This is a genomic window from Microbacterium sp. LWH7-1.2, from assembly GCF_038397755.1.
Classification (GTDB): Bacteria; Actinomycetota; Actinomycetes; order Actinomycetales; family Microbacteriaceae; genus Microbacterium.
The window spans coordinates 3,992,503-4,010,767 of the sequence record NZ_CP151637.1; the positions used below are offsets into that span (position 1 = coordinate 3,992,503).

The window sequence follows — 18,265 nt, forward strand, 5'->3', positions numbered from 1 at the left end:
CGACGGCGCACGGCGTTGTCATACGGCGCCACGATCCGTCATACGCGGATCCGGGATCGTACGGTACCCGCCGGTTCGACGTGATGAGGAGAAGGGAATGCGATCGGCGGGTCAGGCCGCGAGCTCCGCGCGCTCGCCCAGCGCGGGGAGCCCGAGGTTCTCGCGCAGCGTCGATCCCACGTACTCGGTGGGGTAGACGCCGCGCTCCTGCAACTCTGGGATGAGCCCGTCGACGATGTCGTCGAGCCCTTCGGGCACGAGGTACGGCGAGACGTTGAACCCGTCGACCGCCCCCGCGTCTACGTACTGCACGATGCGATCGGCGATCAACGAATAGCCGCCGACGAAGGTGCGCAGCGACGACCGCTTGATGACGAAGTCGCGGATCGAGAGGCCCTCGGCGGCCGCGCTCTCGCGCCACTCGCGCGCCGTCTCGAGCGCGCGACGGCCCTGGAAGAGCGACCCGCGTTGGCCGTCGACCTCATCGACCACCGGGTCGATGTCGGGAAGCGGCCCGTCGGCGTCGTACTCCGACAGGTCGCGGCCCCAGATCGGCTCGAGGAATCGGATCGCGGTCTGCGGCGACACCTGCGCGCGCGTGACCCAATCGGCCTTCTCGCGGGCCTCGCTGTCGGTGGCGGCGAGGATGAACTGAGCCCCCGGGAAGAACTTGAGCTCGCCCACAGCACGCCCATGGGCGGGAAGGCGACGGCGTAGGTCGGCCGCGAACGAGATCGCGTCCTCCAGGCCCGGGTGCGCTGAGAAGATGACGTCGGCACTGGATGCCGCGAACTCTCGGCCCTCGTCGGAGTCCCCTGCCTGGAACAGCACCGGCCGTCCCTGCGCGCTCGGCGGCAGCGGCGCCGGTCCTTGGAACGAGACCAGCTGATCGGCGACTGACACCGGCGTACCGACCCCGTCGGCGCCGGCGTCCCACAGCCGCTGCGCGGCGGCGACGAACTGGGCCGCCCGGCGGTAGCGGTCGGCGTGCTCCAGGTACCCGCCGCGGCGGAAGTTCGCGCCGGTCCACGCGTTGTCGGTCGTGACGATGTTCCACCCGGCGCGGCCCTCGCTCAACAGATCGAGCGAGTTCAAGCGCTTCGCCAGGTCGTACGGGTCGTTGTAGGTCGTGTTCTGCGTCGCGACGAGGCCGATGCGCTCAGTGACGGCCGCCAGCGCCGCGAGCTGCGTCTGCGCGTCGGGACGACCGGCGATGTCGAGGTCGTGGATGCGGCCGAAGTGCTCGCGCAGACGCAGACCCTCGCCGAGGAAGAAGGCTGAGAACAGGCCGCGCTCCGCGGTCTGCGCGATGCGGCGGAAAGACTCGAAGTCGTACTGCGAGCCGCTGCGGTCGCTCGACCAGATGGTGCCGAAGTTGACCCCCTGGAAGAACACACCGAACTGGATACGGCGGGACGTGCTCATGCGAACTCCTTCACGGCGGTGGTGGCGTAGCGGCTCACGCTGCCTTCGAGGCCGAGGGCATCGCGTAGGGCCTCGCCCGCCCGCGGCGAACGGAAGCCGATCCGCTTTCGCAGCGCCGGCAGCACTGCGCGCCCAACCTCTTCGAGATCGACGTCAAGCTCTGCGACGTGCAGACGTACACCGTCGACGGATGCTGCCAGCCCGGCGATCAGGGCGACCAGACCGTCCGCGTCGCCCGCGTAGCGGAGGCGCCCGGCGTCCGTCCAGCCGCCGATGGCGTCGAGCCGCCGAGCCGCGGACACGCCGCGCGCGTCAAGCACCACCTCGACCTCCGCCCACACGAGCGGCGCATCCGCGGCACGCGCCCGGGATGCAGCATCCGTGATCTCCGCCAGGTCGGCACCCGTGACCAGCACGACGTCCGCACCCGCCGTGCCGGCCGGCGCCACCACGACCAGCTGCCCCTGCGGGGGCCGGGGCGTGATGAGCGGACCCTTCACCGAGAAGCTCTCGCCCTCGAAGTCGACGTAGTGGAGCTTGTCGGCGTCGAGGTAGCGGCCGCTCGCTGCGTCCTGGATGACAGCGTCGTCCTCCCACGAGTCCCACAGCCGTCGAGCGACCTCGATCACGTCGTCGCGCTCGCTGCGGAGATCGTCGTCCGAGAGCGCCCCACGACCGTAGGCGGCGGCCTCGCGCGCGGTCCCGGAGGCCGCGGCGATCCAGCCCGCGCGCCCGTTCGAGGCCCAGTCGAGGCTCGCAAGCTGCGTCGCGACGTGGAACGGCTCGCTGAAGACGACGTGCGCGACCGGCACGAGCCCGATGGCCGACGTGAGCGGAGCGAGGAACGCGGCGCGCTGCACGGCATCGAGCCGCGCGACCGCATCGGCGACCGGCAGCGGCGAGTCGTCGAGCGTCACGGCGGTGAAGCCGAAGCGCTCGGCGGTCGCGCCGCGGGTGGCGAGGCGCCGCGGGGAGAGGGCGGCGGAAACAGGCGAAGCCGCCGGGTGGGCGCCGTCGGCGTCCAGCTCGAGGGCGACCGCGAACGGGGTGTCGGACATGCGAGCCAAGCTAGGTCCCCGCCGGCGCACGGGGGCCTGCGTGCGTCGGCGGATTCCGCCGTGTGACGTTGCGTGTCAGATCGTCACAATCCGTGTCGTTCGACGGCGCCCTCGGCTCGGCGATCAGGCCTTCACCGGCCTACCGTCCTCGTACCGGCGCACCTCCCGCAGCCTGAACCTCCGCGCCGCCGACCGAGGAGCACCTCATGACCGACACACTTCCGCGCACCGCCGGCGCTGCAGAGGCCGCGACGCCGCCGTCCGCGGCGGCGTCGTCGTCGCGCGTCGACCTCGGCGATGTTCCTGTCGTCCACACCCGGCACTGGTTCCGGTGGTCGATCGGCATCGTCGTGCTGTTCGTGGTGGCGCAGTTCGCGTGGTCGCTCGTTACCAACGAGAACTACGAGTGGGATGTCTTCGCTCACTACTTCCTGTCGGAGCCGGTGCTGCAGGGCGTGGGCCTCACCCTGCTGCTGACGGCGATCTCGGCATCCATCGGCTCCTTCCTCGGCACGCTGCTGGCACTGGCCCGCCTGGCCAAGTCCCCGCTCCTCAACTCGGCGGCGTGGCTGTTCATCTGGTTCTTCCGCTCGGTGCCGCTCGTGGTGCAGATCATTGTCTGGTACAACCTCGGGTACCTGTACCCGACCCTCGGCCTCGGCACCCCGTTCACGACCGACTTCTGGATCGTCGAGTTCCCGACCGTGCAGCTGATCAGCGCCTTCGCCGCAGCGATCCTCGGCCTCAGCCTCAACCAGGCTGCCTACTCGGCGGAGATCATCCGCGGCGGGCTGTTGTCGGTCGACCAGGGGCAGCTCGAGGCGGCTGCAGCTCTCGGCATCCCGCCCCGCCGACGCCTGACGCGGATCATCTTGCCGCAGGCGATGCGCTCGATCGTGCCCAACGCGACCAACGAGGTGATCGGCCTGGTCAAGGGCGCGTCCGTGGTCTTCGTCATCGCACTGCCCGAGGTGTTCTACGCCGTGCAGGTCATCTACAACCGCAACAGCCGCGTGATCCCGCTGCTGCTCGTCGCGGTGGTCTGGTACACGATCATCACCACGGCGCTGAGCATCGCGCAGTACTACATCGAGCGGCACTACGCCCGCGGCACCGTGCGCGTGCTGCCGCCGACGCCGCTGCAGAAAGCCCGTCACTGGGTGGCCCTGCAGTGGGCCCGTCTCGGCGACGCCGAATCCGCACCCCCTCACTTGGCGGGATCGGATGCTGCGCCCCTGCCCGCTGCGGCACAGCAGAGTTCCGGCAACGACGCGACCTTCGGAGACCGCTGATGAGCATCGACACCTTCACCACCGACACCGACACCGACACCGCCACGCGTGGGCTCGTCGAGATCCACAACGTCCACAAGAGCTACGGCGGCGTCGAGGTGCTGCGCGGCATCGACCTGACTGTCGAGCCGGGCGAGGTCGTGGCGATCCTCGGGCCGAGCGGCTCGGGCAAGTCGACCCTGCTGCGCACGATCAACCACCTCGAGAGCGTCGACCGCGGCTCGGTCACGGTCGACGGCCAGCTGATCGGCTACGAGCTGCGCGGCGACAAGCTCTACGAGCTGCGCGAGCGTGAGGTGCTGGAGCGCCGCACGCAGATCGGCATCGTCTTCCAGAACTTCAATCTCTTCCCGCACCTGACCGCGCTCGAGAACGTCACCGAGGCGCCGGTCGCGCTCGGCCGGCTCTCCAAGGACGACGCCCGAGAGCTCGCCCTCGGCCTTCTCGACCGCGTCGGGCTGGCCGACAAGGCCGAGCACTACCCCCGGCAGCTGTCGGGCGGACAGCAGCAGCGCGTCGCGATCGCGCGCGCCCTCGCCCTCAAGCCCAAGGTGATCCTCTTCGACGAGCCGACCAGCGCGCTCGACCCGGAGCTCGTGGGCGAGGTCCTCGACGTCATCCGCGACCTCGCGCAGCTCGGCACGACCCTCGTCATCGTCACGCACGAGGTCGGATTCGCCCGCGAGGTCGCCGACCGGGTCGTCTTCCTCGACGGCGGCCGCGTCATCGAGCAGGGCCCGCCCGCCGAGGTCCTCGTCACACCGGAGCACCCCCGCGTCCAGGACTTCCTCGCGAAGGTCCTGGCCTGAAACCGAGCTCTCGCACGTCGAGCACTCACCCGAGAAAAGGAAGCAATCACATGGCACTGAGCAAGAAGCAGGGCATCGCGATCGGTGTCGGCGCCGTCGCGGTGGCCGCGATCGTCGGCGGCATCGTCTGGGGCGTCACCCAGAACCAGCCCGCCGAGGCGGCCGCACCGGCCGAGCTCACCGAGGCGAACGTCGCGACCGACGAGATCCAGTGGGTCCGTCTCGACGAGCCCGTCGCCGAGGCTGTCGAGGCGCTCGATGCGAGCGGCTTCGAGCCGGTCGAGCCGGGCAAGCTCACTGTGGCGCATTCCGCCTACGTCCCGCCGCTGGGCTACATCCCCGAGGGCGAGACGAACCCCGCCGGCACCGAGCCGAACATCGGCGCGCTGATCGCCGACGCGCTCGGCCTCGAGTACAACCCGGTGGTGGTTGCGTGGGCGGACTGGCCGCTCGGCATCCAGTCGGGCAAGTACGACCTCATCACGTCGAACGTCACCGTCACCGAGGAGCGCAAGGAGCTGTACGACTTCGCGAGCTACCGCGAGGACCTGCTCGGCTTCTATGTGAAGAGCGACAGCGACATCGAGAAGATCGAGGAGGCCGCCGACATCACCGGCCTCAAGATCGCGGTCGGCTCGGGCACGAACCAGGAGCAGGTGCTGCTGGCCTGGAACGAGGAGCTCGAGGCCGCGGGCGAGGAGCCCGCCGAGCTGCAGTACTTCGACGACAACGCCGCCACCGTGCTGGCGCTGCAGTCGGGCCGCATCGACGCCACCTTCGGCCCGAACGCGACGTCGGCGTGGGCCGCGCGTGAGACCGGCGACACCAAGCTCGTCGGCCTCGTGCCCGGCGGCTGGCCGCTGACAGCGAACATCGCCGCCGCCACGGCCAAGGGCAACGGCCTCATCGAGCCCGTCAACATCGCGCTCAACGCCCTCATCGAGAACGGGCAGTACGACGAGGTCCTGAAGATCTGGGACCTCCAGTCGGAGCGCGTCGAGACCAGCGAGATCAACCCCGCCGGACTGCCCAAGTCCTGATCGCACGACCCCGGCCGGGCCCGCTAGAGCGGGCCCGGCCTCTTTCCCTTTGCGCACACCCAGGAGCTCCTCATGTCCCGCGTCCCCCTCTCCGTCCTCGACCTGTCCCCGTTCGGAGCGGGGCAGACGGCCGCGGACGGGCTGCGCGCCTCGATCGCGCTCGCCCGACACACCGAGCGGCTGGGCTACCACCGCTACTGGCTCGCCGAGCATCACTTCAATCCGGGCCTGTCGGGGTCCGCGCCGCACGTCCTGCTCGCGGCGATCGCCGCTGCGACCGAGCGCATCGGCATCGGCACGGCGGCGACCATCATCGGCAACTACTCGCCCGTGCAGGTGGCCGAAGCCGCGGGCGTCGTGGCCGCGCTGCACCCCGGACGCCTCGACCTCGGAATCGGCCGCTCCGGCAATCGCAGCACGGTGCAGCATCCGCCGATGGAGGATTCGGCCGAGCAGCGGGTGGTGGACGGGCTGCTCCTGCCGCCTCAGCGGCCCCTCGCTTTCGACTCCGAGCGATTCGTCGTCCAGGCGCGCCTGCTCGGGCGCACCGACGACGCCGACCGGTTCGAGCAGGATGTGGCCGACATCCTCGCCTTCATCGACGGAACCTACGCCTCCCCGGAGAAGGTGACGATCCACGCCACTCCCGCCGAGGGAGCGGACATCACCGTCTGGATCCACGGTTCGACGGCCGGGCCGAGCGCCCGGCTCGCCGGCCAACTCGGATTGCCGTTCGGCGCCAACTACCACGTCGCCCCCGCCTTCATCCTCGACGCCGTCGCCGAGTACCGTGCGTCGTTCCGCCCTGGCCGCATCGCAGCGCCGCACGTGATCGTGTCGGTGGACGTGGTCGTCGCGGATACCGATGCCGAAGCCCGCCGGCTCGCCGCGGGTTACGGTCGATGGGTGCACAGCATCCGCGCCGGCCAAGGGGCCGTCCCTTTCCCGTCGCCGCTCGACGCCAGCGTCAACCCGCTCTCCCACGAAGAGTTCGAGGTCGTGCGCGACCGCGTCGAGACGCAATTCGTCGGCTCGACCGACAGCGTCGTCGAGCGGCTGGAGACGCTGCAGCGCGTCACGGGCGCCGACGAGCTGCTCGTCACCACGATCACGCACGACCCCGATGACCGCGAACGCTCGTACGCGCTCCTCGCTGATGCGTGGGGGACCGCCGAGACGGGCGGGCGCGAGAAGCGGGCTGCCCCGGCGGAGGTGCTCGCGTGAGCGTGGGATCGGTCGCCGCGACCGACGACGGGGCCGTGGCTGCGGCATCCGTCCCCGCTGACATCACCATCCGCCTGGTGCGCACCGAGGAGTACCAGCGCGCCGGCGAGGTGACCGCACAGGCGTACCTGTCGAGCTACGGGAAGCTCTCCGACGAGTACGTCGCCTCGCTTCGCGATGTCGCGAGCCGCGTGCGCGGGGGCGACGTGTGGGTGGCGGTCGAGCCGAGCGGCGAGGTCCTCGGGACGGTGTGGATCGCGCGTCCGAACCGGCCGCTCGCGGAGGTCGCCCGACCCGGTGAGACGGACTTCCGGCAACTCGCCGTGGCCCCTGCCGCCCGCGGCCGAGGCATCGGCGAGGCGCTCACCCGCCACGTCATCGACCTCGCGCGCGAGCGTGGTTCGCACCGCATCGTAATGAACAGCGGTCCCGAGATGACCGGCGCCCACGCGCTCTACGCGAAGCTGGGCTTCGAGCGGCTGCCGGAGCGCGAGGGTGCGTGGGAAGTGCAGCCCGGCCGCTGGATCGAGCTGTACACGTTCGGCTACGACCTGGCACCCGAGCCCGCGGACACGCCACCGGCCGAACGTGCGTGGACGCTCGAGACCGTCCCGTGGGACGACCCGCGCGCCGAGGCCCTGCGCTCCGAGATGGACGGCGAGATTGCGCCTCGCTACGCGGATCGGCTGGCCCATGCTGCACCCGTCGCCGAGGAAGCGCAGCGTGCGTTCGCGGTCGACCCCGGCACCATCGTCGCAACAGTGCTCGCCGTCGACGAGTCTGGTGCGGCCGTCGGTCACGCGGCGCTGCGGGATCTCGTCCACGACGGCACGCGCGACCTGGAGGTGAAGCGCGTGTTCGTGAAGCCGCGCGCACGCGGCACGGGGGTGAGCCGGGCACTGATGAGCGAGCTCGAGCGCATCGCGCAGGATCGCGGCGCGGGCCGCCTGATCCTGCAGACCGGTGACCGTCAGCACGATGCGGTGGTCCTCTACGAGCGGATCGGATACCGCCCGATCCCGATCTTCGAGCCGTACAAGGCGTTCCCCTTCTCGCAGTGCTTCGCGAAGGAGCTCGCTCCGTCGGAGTGAGGCGGGAGCCGATGCTCACGTCCGGGTGGTGCTCCGCGAGCTGTCCAGCAGGGGCACCGCCGCTTCAGCGCGTGTGCCCGCCCGCCGGAACACAGGGTCTGCAGACGCGACCAGGGCGACCGCAGAGCCCACCGCACACGTCACCAGCGCAGCCTGCAAGGTCGCGGCGGTCGAGATGCCCGACGAGGTGAGGAGGATGCCGGTGGCCAGGGCGACCAGGAACGTCGCCGCCAATCGCTGAGTGAGCTGAAGGAACGAGGCGGCGACCCCGTGCAGCTCGGCCGGCGCGAACGAGAGCGTGGTGGCGCGGACCACGGGTTCCACGAGGCCGCCGCCGATTCCGAGCCCGATCTGGGCTGCCGCGGCGACCACGAACAGCACCCCGTTCGGCAGCAGCGGCGCCGCGACCGCCAGGCCCGCGAACAGGGCGGCCTGCAGTCCCAGCCCCAGCGCCACCGTCGCGGACGACCCGATCCGCCCGACCACACGCAGACTGAACAGCGAGCCGCCGAGCCGCGCCAGGGCCCCGGGCGCGAACACCAGGGCGATCGCCAGCGCCGAGAGCGCCGGAGACTGCAGGAAATACAGGGTGACCGCCGATCCGGCAGCCATCCCGCTGCCGAACCACAGCAGGGCGACCACGTTGCCCACCACGAAGCCGCGCGATCGCACCAACGCCGGCGCGAACAGCGGGAGCCGCCCGCGTCGGGCGTACCGCTTCTCCCACAGCACGAGCGCCAGCCCGAGCAGCACGGCCGCCCCGGCCACGGCCAGCCCCGACCGTCCCGACAGGCCCGGCTCCACCACCGGCAGGGTCAGGGCCACGACGACCAGGCACAGCAGCACGATCCCGGGCAGATCGATCCAGACCCGCCCGGACGCGGCCGAGGCGCGGGGGCCCGGCATCCCTCGCCATCCGAGCACGACAGCCGCGATGACGAGCGGAAGCGGCGTCAGCAGCACCACGCGCCAGGCGGTGTCGGCGGGAAGGGCCCCGAGGAGGAGCGCGGCGAGAACCGGGCCCAGCACCCCGGCAAGACCGCCGACGGCCGTGTACGCGGCGAGAGAACGCAGCCGCGACGCGCCCGTGTAGAGGTCCTGGATCGCGCCGAGCACCTGCGCGCTGATGACGCCGGCACCGAGGCCCTGGACGAATCGCGCCGCCACGAGCACGACGATCGTGGGGGCGGCGACCGCCGCCACGCCGCCGACGAGGAAGATCCCGAGGCCGACGAGGAACAGCAACCGGCGACCGTAGACGTCGCCGAGCCTCCCCGAGGGGATGAGGCCGAGCCCGAAGGTGAGCGAGAACGACGCGAGCAGCCATTGCACCCCCGCCGTGGACCCGCCGAGCGACGAGCTCACCGCGGGCGCCGCGTAGGTGATGACGGTGGCATCGAAGAGCGTGGCGAAGCCAGCGGCCAGGCACGCCCAGAGCGCGGGCCGCGTCCGGGACCCCCGGACGGCGCCCGCGCCCTCAATCGTCACGAGGCCCCCGGACTCACGCCGCGGCGAGCTCGAGCGATCGCCGGCCGAGGGGGTCGGCATCCGTCCACAGCGCCGTCGGGAACTCCCGCCGCAGCACCGGGGCGACCTCGAGGGCGAAGCGCTCCAGGATCTCCAGCTGGCGTTCGAACGGCACCGTCGTGGGCAGGCTGATCGACTGCAGATCGTGTTCGAGCCGGCCGTGGAAGCGTGCGATCTTGTCGATCACCTGCTGCGGCGTGCCGACGAGCGCGGGCCCCTCGGCGACAGCGTGCTCGATGTCGCGGAACGGGGTGTTGTTGCCGGGCACGTTGGTGGCCGCGACGATCGCGTTATACACCGGGCCGTACTGGGCGATGGCCTCCTGCGTGGTGTCGGCGATGAACAGCGCCCCGGATCCCGCGGCGACGAACGCGGCCGCCGGGTCGTGACCGTGCCGCGCGTACTCCGAGCGGTAGTGGTCGACGAGCACGCCGTAGTTCTCGAGCGGCTGGATCGCGTTCGCGCTGAACAGCGGGTCGCCGAAGCGGGCGGCCAGGCCCGCCGAGAACAGCGTCGTCGCCGAGCCGTGCCACACCCGCGGCGCACCGTCGAACGGGCGTGGCAGGGTCGTGACGCCCGTGAGCGGCCGCGTGAACTCCGTTCCGGGCCACGTCACGTCCTCCTCACGCCACAGGGTGCGCAGCAGCTCGTACTTCTCCGCGAGCAGCTCCCACTGATCGTCGATGTCGAGCCCGAACAGCGGGAACTGCGCCACCTCGTTGCCCTTGCCGATCGTGAGGTCGAGCCGCCCGCCCGACAGCTGGTCGATCGTCGCGTAGTCCTCAGCGACGCGCACCGGATCCAGCACCGAGAGCACCGTGACGCCGGAATTGAGACGGATGCGGCGGGTCCGGGCCGCGATCGCGCTGAGCAGCACCGTCGGCGACGAGGAGAGGAAATGGCCGGCATGGCGCTCGCCGATGGCGATGGCATCCACTCCCAGCTCTTCGGCGCGGATCGCCTGCTGCAGGGTCTCGGCGAAGCGCTCCGCCGGCGAGACCTGGCGGCCCGTGATCGGATCGGCGCGGTAGGGGACGATGTCGAGCAGCTGGAACCTCATGCGGCCACCCCCGGTGCCACGAGCGCGGCGTTCGAGACCACGCGCGACAGCGGCTTCTTCTCGCCCGCCTCGATGCCGATCGGCAGGCGGTTGCCCGCGGGCGGCAGCGGGCAGGTCGCGAAGTCGGTGTACGCGCAGGGCAGGTTGACGGCGCGGTTGAAGTCGATCGTCGTCCAGCCGTCGGCATCCGGCGCATCCACCCCCACCGAGCGGTTCGCGGCGTAGGTGGTGAGCCCGCTCGTCGCGTCGGTGAACAGCACGAGCAGGTCGCCCGGCGCCCTGCCGGCGAACGCGATGAGCGTGAACTCCTCGCCGCGCCACGAGAACTCCAGCACGCCCGGGGCGTCGTACACGTGGGTGAGGCCGTCCACCGCGGCGCCGACCTCGGTCGGGATCGGCGCCTCGAAGGGGCGGAAGCGGGCCGCGACCCGCCAGCGCGGGTTCGGCACGTACGTCGGGGTGCCCGCGTACTCCGCGAGGAACGGGTGGTCGGCCCGGCGCGGGCGCAGGATCGTATGACCGCCGCGGACCGCGATCTCGACCGCCCCGGCGACCTCGCCGTCGGTGAACGTCGGGGTGACGCTGCCACGTTCGGCGATCTCGCCGAACGCGTGCGTGCCCGTGATCGCCCGGCCGTCGAGGGTCAGGCTCTCGCCCTCGGCGAGCTCGACGACCACGCCGTCGGCGCTCAGCCGCCAGGTGCCGGGAGCGCCGGGCACGGTGACCGGGCCGCCGCCGAGCCAGTGCAGACCGGTGATCGCGAGGAAGCCGAGGGAGTCGGCGCGCCGCGTCTCGTGCGTGCGGTGCCAGTCCTCCCAGTCGCGCCCGAACTGCGCGCGGTCGACATCGGTGTTGAGGGTGGTGGTCATGGGTGCTCCTCGTGGGTACAGCCGGATGGCGGATGCCGCGAACTCAGGCCGCGGTTGGGTTTACAGACTTCGCAGATACGCGCGGAGCTCGCAGAGATCCGGCGGTCCGGTGCGAGAAGGGCGCGACCCTGCGAAGTCTGTGAAGCCGGGAGGACACTTCATACCGCGGCCTCCTCGGGAGTGCGGGTGCTGGTCGCGGTGCTCGTGTCGGCGTGGAACGTGCGCACGGCGTGGTCGAGTGTGTCGACCGTGAGGGCGATCGAGTCGAGGTCGATGCGCTCGTCGTTGCCGTGGAACAGGCGGCGGAAGGTGCCGTAGTCCCAGCGCTCGCTGAGCACGCCGAAGCCGTAGGCCGGGATGCCGCGGCGACGGTAGAACCGGCCGTCGGTGCCGCCCACCCCGAGCATCGGCAGGAGCTCCGCCGTCGGGTAAGCGCGGCGCACGGCGCTGCCGAGGGCGTCGAACAGGGGAGTGTCGATCGGCGAGGCCGTCGACTCGCCGAACCAGTCGCCCTCGATCTCGATGTGCTCGATGAGGTCGCCGAGCGCGTCGCGGATGAGCCCCTCGACGTCCTCCCGGGTGACATCGGGTAGGACGCGAATGTCGAGCTGCACCGTCGCCGTGCCCGGAATGACGTTGCCCTTCTCGCCGGCGCGGACGATAGTCGGCGAGATCGTCGTGTGCGTCGAGGCGTGCGCGAACCCGCCGAGGCTACCGAGGTGTGGCAGGCCGTCGTAGAACCGCGCGGGGTCGGTCAGGGCGGTGCGGGTCGCGGGTTCGAGGTCGAGTGCCTCGGCGTACGCGCGCCATTGCGGCGTGATGACTGTCGTGCCGCGGTGCCGTGCGAGGCGGGTCACCGCCTCGGCCGCGATGACGGCGGCATTGCGGGATCCCCAGGGGGCCGAGCCGTGGCCCGGCGCACCGGTCACGCGCAGCAGCCGTCCGGCGCCTCCCTTTTCGCCGACCATGACGCCGAGGTGCGGCCGTGCGCCGGCGTGGGCGCCGCCGGACTCGGTCAGCACGTAGTCGGCGTCGATGAGGTCGAGACGATGCTCGGTGAGCCAGCCCACACCGAAGCGGCTGCCGTTCTCCTCGTCGGCGACGGCGGCGAAGATGAGGTCGCCGCGCGGACGGAAGCCGCCCGTCGCGATGGCCCGGGTCACGACGGCGTAGGCGGCGGTGAGGTTGAGCATGTCGATCGCGCCCCGGCCCCACAGCACGCCGTCGACGATCTCGCCCGCGAACGGATCACGTGACCAGCCCGCCGGCTCGACCGGCACGACGTCGGTGTGGCCGACGAGGGCGAGCGACGGCGCGGTCGGATCCGTGCCCTCGATGCGGATGATGAGCGAGGCGCGGCCCGGATGCGGCTCCACCACCACGCCTTCGACCCCCGACCCCTCGAAGAACCCCTGAAGCGCGCGCACCTGCAGGTGCTCGTGGCCTGAGTCGGGCGTGCCGTCGTTGACGGCCGCGTTGCGGATCAGCTCCTGCAGCAGCTCGGTCGTCTGCAGCGCCAGCGAGCCCTGGGCGCTCATGCCGCGGCCCCTTCCGCGAGCACCGGGGGCGACAGGGTCGACCCCGGAATCGCCTCGATCAGCCGTCGCGTGTACTCCTCGCGCGGCGTACGGAGCACCTGCGCGGTCTTGCCCTGCTCGACGACCCTGCCCTGCTGCATCACCGCCACGCGGTCGGAGATCTCGCGGACAACCGCGAGATCGTGGCTGATGAACAGGTACGACACCCCCGAGTCGCGCTGCACCGTCGCGAGCAGGTCGAGGATCTGGGCCTGCACCGAGACATCGAGCGCCGACACGGCCTCGTCGAGCACGACGAGGTCGGGCCGCAGCGCGAGCGCGCGCGCGATCGCAACCCGCTGCCGCTGGCCGCCCGAGAGCTCGGCCGGGCGCCGCGACGCGGTCCCCGCCGGCAGCGCCACCTGGTCGATCAGCTCCCGCACGCGGCGCGCCCGCTCGGCCTTGTCGACGCCGTACGCCCGCAGCGGCTCGTCGATCACCTCGGCGATCGTGAACCGCGGGTCGAGCGAGGCGAACGGGCTCTGATAGACGAGCTGGAACCGCCGGCGCAGTGCGCGCAGCTCCTCGCGGCCCGCGGCGACCAGGTCCTCGCCGTCGAAACGGATGCTGCCCGCCGACGGCTTCTCGAGGCGCAGCGCCAGTCGCGCCGTCGTGCTCTTGCCCGAACCCGACTCGCCCACGATCGCGAGCGTCTCGCCGCGGTCCACGCGGAACGACACGTCGTCGACCGCGACGAGCTTCCCGCGTCCCGGAAGAGAGAATTCCTTGCGCAGACCCGTGACCTCGAGGAGCGCCCGGTTGGCGTCACCCTGTTCCGTCCGAAGCGGTCGCTCGGCGACGCGCACCGTCTCGCCGCGGAGCCCGGGTGCCGCGGCGATGAGCGCGCGGGTATACGCATGCTGGGGGCTCTCCAGCACCTGGCGCGCGGTCCCCGTCTCGACGATCTCGCCGTTCTGCATCACGATGATGCGGTCGGCGCGGTCGGCGGCGACGCCGAGGTCGTGGGTGATGAGCAGCACGGCGGTGCCGAGCGTCGACGCCAGCGTGTCGATGTGGTCGAGGATCTGCTTCTGCACCGTGACGTCGAGGGCGCTGGTTGGCTCGTCCGCGATCACGAGCTGCGGCTCGGCCGCCAGTGCCGTCGCGATGAGCGCGCGCTGCTTCATTCCGCCCGAGAACTGGTGCGGGAACTGCTTGGCGCGGGCTTCGGGCTCGCCGATGCCGGCGAGGCGCAGCAGCTCGACGGCCCGCGCATCGGCGCCTCGGCGCGTGGCGAGCCCGTGGATGACGAGCGGCTCCGCGACCTGGCGACCCACGCGCTTGACGGGGTTGAGGCTCGTGGTCGGGTCCTGCGGGATCAAGCCGATCGCCCGGCCACGCACGTCCCGCCAGGCGCGGCGCGAGAGCCCGGTGAGGTCGGTGCCGTCGAAGACGATCGAGCCGGCGTCGACGGAGGCGTTGGAGGCGAGCAGGTGGATGACGGCGTGCGCCGTGGTGCTCTTGCCCGAGCCCGACTCGCCCACGATCGCGACGACCTCCCCGCGGTCGACGGTGAAGCTCACGTCGCGGACGGCCGGGCTCGGCCGCCCGCCCAGCGTGTATGAGACCGACAGGTTCGAGACTTCCAGGAGCGCGGTCATCGGATTCCTCCATTGCGTTCGAGGGCGCGCGAGATCCGGTTGGCCGACAGCACGACGGCGACGATCACGAGGCCCGGCAGCGTCGTGAGCCACCACGCCACGGCGAGGTAGTCGCGTCCGCCCGCGACGAGCGAGCCCCACTCGGGCGTGGGCGGTGGCGCGCCGAAGCCGAGGAACGACAGTGACGAGATCGCGAGCACCATGACTCCGAACTCGAGGGCGGCCAGCGCCACGACCGGGCCGGACGCGTTGGGCAGCACGTGACGGCGCAGCACGGTGTACCAGCGCACGCCCGAGACGCGGGCGGCCTCGACGTAGACGGCGGTGGCGATCTGCAGCACCTCGGCGCGCATGACCCGGGAGAAGGATGCGATGCTCGCGAGTCCGACCGCGATCGCGACGTTGAGCGTGCCGAAGCCGAGCGCGGTGATGAGCGCCAGCGACAGGAGCAGGCTCGGGATCGCGAGCAGCACGTCCATGAAGCGCATGATCGCGTCGTCCACGAACCCGCGGAGGAAGCCGGCCAGCAGGCCGAACAGCGACCCGACCGCGAGGCCCACGATCACCGCCACCGAGGTCGCGGCCAGCGACGTCGACGCCCCATAGACCACGCGGGCGAAGAGATCGCGACCGAGGTTGTCGGTCCCGAAGATGTGCTCGGGGCTCGGCGGAAGCAGCCGATCCTGAGGGACTCCCACGTTGGGGTCCCAGGCCGTGAACCACGAAGGCACCACCGCCCACAGGGTCACGAGGGTGAGCACGAGGATCGACGCGACCAGGGTCGGCTGCTTCAGCAGCGCGACGACCGGCTTCAGCGCAGAGCGGCGGGTGGCGGCGTCCGTTCGCTCTTCCTCGAGGGTCGCTGCGTGCGGGCTGCCCGACGGATCCGCGTTGGGATGGACGATCGACTCGACGAACGGGTCGTGCGGCTCGAGGGTGCGCACGGGCGGGGAGAGCACGTTCTCGACGGTCATGGCGGCTCCTGTCAGGCGGCGACGAACGCCGTGCGGGCGAGCGTGATGCGGCGGTCGATGAGGGGGTACACGAGGTCGACGACGAGGTTCGCGACCACGAAGACGAGGGCGGCGAACACGACCACGGCCTGCACGACGGGGACGTCGCGGTTGTTGACGGCGGTGACGACGAGGCGGCCGATGCCGAGGCGCGAGAACACGGTCTCGGTGACGACGGCGCCCGAGAGCAGGCCGCCGATGAGCACGCCGACCATCGTGAGAGACGGGATCGCCGCGTTGCGGAACGCGTGGCCGAGCTGCACGCGGCGCTCGCTCGCCCCCTTCGCCCGCACGATCTCGACGTACGGCTGGGCGAGAGTCGAGCGGAGACTGCGTGACAGCAGCTGCGCGATGAACGCGCCCGAGGGGATCGCGATCGTGATCGCCGGCAGCACGAGGCTCTCGAAGCCCTCGTTGCCCATCGACGGGAACAGCCGCAGGCGGAACGAGAACGCCTGCAGCAGCAGGAGTCCGATCCAGAACACCGGGATCGAGACGCCCAGCGGCGGCAGCGACGACAGCAGGTTGCGCAGCCACTGGGCCCGGGCGAGCGACGCCGACAGCGCAAGGACGATGCCGAAGACCACCGACAGCACGAACGCGAACGCGGTCAGCGCGAGCGTCGGGGGCAGTGACTCGAGGAGCAGATCGGATGCCGGGCGCCCGGTCTGCGTCGACACCCCGAAGTCCCCGGTGAGCGCCTTGCCCAGGGCGACGAGGTACTGCTCCCACAGCGGGCGGTCGAGCCCGAGCTCGCTGCGCAGCTGCGCGACGAGCTCGGGATCAACGGCCTCCTGGTCGCCGCCGCCTGCGAACAGGGTCGCGGCGTCTCCCGGCAGGAGGTACAGGATGAGGAACGAGATCGTGTACGCGGCCCACAGGACGATCACGCCCTGCCCGATCCTCCGGGCGATGTATCGACCCCACATGATCTCGTCCCTCATCCCTTTCGGTGTGCCCGTGCGGGCTTACTCGGCGATCCAGGCGTCGTAGAAGTCCAGGCGGCTGGACGCCTCGAACGTCAGACCCTGCACCTTCGACGCGGCCGTGATCGTGGTCGACAGCTGGTAGATCGGGATCGAGTACCCGCCCGTGATCAGGAGCTCCGCCGCCTCGTCGACGACCTTCTGACGCTCTGCCGGGTCGATGATCGCGGCCTGCTCGTCGAGCAGCTCGTCGATCTCGGCGGGCTCGGTGCGCTTCGTGGCGTTGTTGGTGCCGTCGACCGAGAAGACCGTGCGCAGCACGTCGGGATCGGCCCGCGTCAGGTTGCCGTACGAGAAGTCGTACGTGCCGTCGGCGTTCGCGGCGGTCACGTCGGCGATGCTCGCGAAGGTCAGCTGCAGGTCGACGCCGATCTGGCGCAGCTGCTGCTGCACGAGCTCGAGCACCTCCTTCGGCGACTGCCAGTACGTCACGTGGAAGCTGAGCTTCTCGCCGTCCTTCTCGCGGATGCCGTCATCGCCCTCGGTCCAGCCCGACTCCTCGAGCAGGTCGGCCGCGGCCTCGGGGTCGTACTCGAGCACGTCGCTCAGGTCGGTGAAGTACGGCGTCGACGAGGCGAGCGGCGACACGGCGGGCAGGTCGTCGGGGCCGAGGAGGGTCGCCGTGATCTGCTCGCGGTCGATGCCCTTCTGGATCGCGAGGCGCACGTTCTCGTCGGCGAGCTTCTCGGTCGACTGGTTGGCGTACAGGTTGTAGACCGAGCCCGGGTTGGCGCGGTTGAGCGACCAGAAGTCATCACCCTCGAAGAGCACGGCGTCGGCCGTCGCGATGCCGGTGGTCGCGTCGATCTGACCCGACTGCAGGCTGCCGGTGCGGTTGCCCGACTCGGGCACGACCTTGTACGTGATGGTGTCGAGGTACGCCTCGCCGGTGTGGCCGGCGGTCGACGGGCCCCACTCATAGCCCTCGCGGCGCTCGAGCACGGCGCCCTCGTTCGGCGTGTAGCTCTGCACCGAGAACGGACCCGAGCCGACGAAGTTCCCGAGGCAGCGGTCGGCCTGGCTCACCGCCGCGGTGGCGGGCGAGAGAAGGCCGAGGGTGAACGTCGACGTCGCCTGCAGGAACTGCGCGTTGGGCTCCGAGAAGTTGATCGTGACGGTCTGATCGTCGACGACATCGATGCTCTCGAGGTCGGCGAGGTAGGACGAGCCGAGGGTCGCCTTGGCGCCCAGCGCTTGGATGGCCTCGAAATTCGTCTTGACGGATGCCGCGTCGATGGGCTCGCCGTCGGCGTAGGCGGGGCCGTCCTGCAGTGTGAACGTGAAGCTCGTGGCGTCGTCGTTCACCTCGAAGTCCGAGGCCAGCCACGGCAGGATCTCGCCGGTCTCGGGGTCCTGGATCGTGAGCGACGCGACGGTCTGACGCGCGATGGCGATGGCGTCGTTGTTGCCGACCTGCTGGGGGTCGATGCACTGGCTGTCGACCGAGATCGCGAAGGTCAGGTTGCCGCCCGTGACGGGCTCCGCCTCGGCGGATGCGGTCGGGGCGGGGTCGCCGGCGCCGGTCGCGCACGCGGTCAGCGTGAGCGCGACGACGCCGATCGCCGCGAGCGCGGCGGTGCGGGGTCGGGTGAACGACATGGTGTCTCCAGAAGCTGTGGCGGGAAGTCGCGGCGGGGATGCCGGCTCGTGACCTCAGCGTCTCTGAAGTGCGGCGCCGACCCCGAGGGCGCGT

The 18,265-nt window shown here is 71.1% G+C and carries 15 protein-coding genes; 5 read left to right on the top strand and 10 right to left on the bottom strand.

All coding sequences use genetic code 11. The annotated features are described in order from the left end of the window. Nucleotides 1–111: 111 nt before the first annotated feature. Complete coding sequence (locus MRBLWH7_RS18495) at nt 112–1,425, bottom strand: NtaA/DmoA family FMN-dependent monooxygenase (protein WP_341997175.1); 1,314 nt, start codon at nt 1,423–1,425, stop codon at nt 112–114. Next, nucleotides 1,422–2,483: an LLM class flavin-dependent oxidoreductase gene (locus MRBLWH7_RS18500; protein ID WP_341997177.1), complete on the bottom strand. Its 1,062-nt coding sequence runs from the start codon at nt 2,481–2,483 to the stop codon at nt 1,422–1,424. Before MRBLWH7_RS18500 ends, MRBLWH7_RS18495 begins: the two co-directional genes overlap by 4 nt. A 206-nt stretch (nt 2,484–2,689) precedes the next feature. Between MRBLWH7_RS18500 and MRBLWH7_RS18505 the strand changes: the two genes are divergently transcribed. The 5 genes from MRBLWH7_RS18505 (at nt 2,690) to MRBLWH7_RS18525 (ending at nt 7,939) form a co-directional block, all read left to right on the top strand. Next, entirely contained in the window at nt 2,690–3,775 is a 1,086-nt protein-coding gene (locus MRBLWH7_RS18505; protein WP_341997179.1) for an amino acid ABC transporter permease, read from the top strand. Then, nucleotides 3,775–4,584 (top strand): amino acid ABC transporter ATP-binding protein, encoded by an 810-nt coding sequence (locus MRBLWH7_RS18510; RefSeq protein ID WP_341997180.1) that lies wholly within the window; start codon nt 3,775–3,777, stop codon nt 4,582–4,584. The genes MRBLWH7_RS18505 and MRBLWH7_RS18510 overlap by 1 nt, the downstream gene beginning before the upstream one ends. Before the next feature lie 50 nt (nt 4,585–4,634). After that, nucleotides 4,635–5,624 (top strand): ABC transporter substrate-binding protein, encoded by a 990-nt coding sequence (locus MRBLWH7_RS18515; RefSeq protein WP_341997182.1) that lies wholly within the window; start codon nt 4,635–4,637, stop codon nt 5,622–5,624. A 72-nt stretch (nt 5,625–5,696) separates the two neighbouring features. Next, nucleotides 5,697–6,848, top strand: a complete 1,152-nt coding sequence (locus MRBLWH7_RS18520) for an LLM class flavin-dependent oxidoreductase (protein ID WP_341997183.1) — start codon at nt 5,697–5,699, stop codon at nt 6,846–6,848. Then, on the top strand, nt 6,845–7,939 hold the full coding sequence (locus MRBLWH7_RS18525) for a GNAT family N-acetyltransferase (protein ID WP_341997184.1): 1,095 nt from the start codon (nt 6,845–6,847) through the stop codon (nt 7,937–7,939). Before MRBLWH7_RS18520 ends, MRBLWH7_RS18525 begins: the two co-directional genes overlap by 4 nt. A 15-nt stretch (nt 7,940–7,954) precedes the next feature. Here MRBLWH7_RS18525 and MRBLWH7_RS18530 read toward each other — a convergent pair whose 3' ends face one another. From MRBLWH7_RS18530 to MRBLWH7_RS18565, 8 genes are all read right to left on the bottom strand, one after another. Further along, entirely contained in the window at nt 7,955–9,427 is a 1,473-nt protein-coding gene (locus MRBLWH7_RS18530) for an MFS transporter (protein ID WP_341997187.1), read from the bottom strand. Between the two features lie 13 nt (nt 9,428–9,440). Continuing rightward, nucleotides 9,441–10,526, bottom strand: a complete 1,086-nt coding sequence (locus MRBLWH7_RS18535) for an LLM class flavin-dependent oxidoreductase (protein WP_341997189.1) — start codon at nt 10,524–10,526, stop codon at nt 9,441–9,443. After that, nucleotides 10,523–11,395, bottom strand: coding sequence for a DUF1684 domain-containing protein (locus MRBLWH7_RS18540; protein WP_341997192.1), 873 nt, complete (start codon nt 11,393–11,395; stop codon nt 10,523–10,525). Before MRBLWH7_RS18540 ends, MRBLWH7_RS18535 begins: the two co-directional genes overlap by 4 nt. A gap of 158 nt (nt 11,396–11,553) precedes the next feature. After that, entirely contained in the window at nt 11,554–12,933 is a 1,380-nt protein-coding gene (locus MRBLWH7_RS18545; RefSeq protein ID WP_341997194.1) for a M20/M25/M40 family metallo-hydrolase, read from the bottom strand. Then, a complete protein-coding gene (locus MRBLWH7_RS18550) occupies nt 12,930–14,573 on the bottom strand; it encodes an ABC transporter ATP-binding protein (RefSeq protein ID WP_341997196.1) in 1,644 nt (547 codons plus the stop codon). The genes MRBLWH7_RS18545 and MRBLWH7_RS18550 overlap by 4 nt, the downstream gene beginning before the upstream one ends. Next, entirely contained in the window at nt 14,570–15,547 is a 978-nt protein-coding gene (locus tag MRBLWH7_RS18555; RefSeq protein ID WP_341997197.1) for an ABC transporter permease, read from the bottom strand. The genes MRBLWH7_RS18550 and MRBLWH7_RS18555 overlap by 4 nt, the downstream gene beginning before the upstream one ends. Before the next feature lie 11 nt (nt 15,548–15,558). Beyond that, complete coding sequence (locus MRBLWH7_RS18560; protein WP_341997199.1) at nt 15,559–16,530, bottom strand: ABC transporter permease; 972 nt, start codon at nt 16,528–16,530, stop codon at nt 15,559–15,561. 24 nt (nt 16,531–16,554) lie between these two features. Next, nucleotides 16,555–18,171 carry an ABC transporter substrate-binding protein gene (locus MRBLWH7_RS18565; protein ID WP_341997202.1) on the bottom strand — a complete coding sequence of 539 codons (1,617 nt, stop codon included), beginning with the start codon at nt 18,169–18,171 and terminating at the stop codon, nt 16,555–16,557. Between the last annotated feature and the right edge of the window lie 94 nt (nt 18,172–18,265).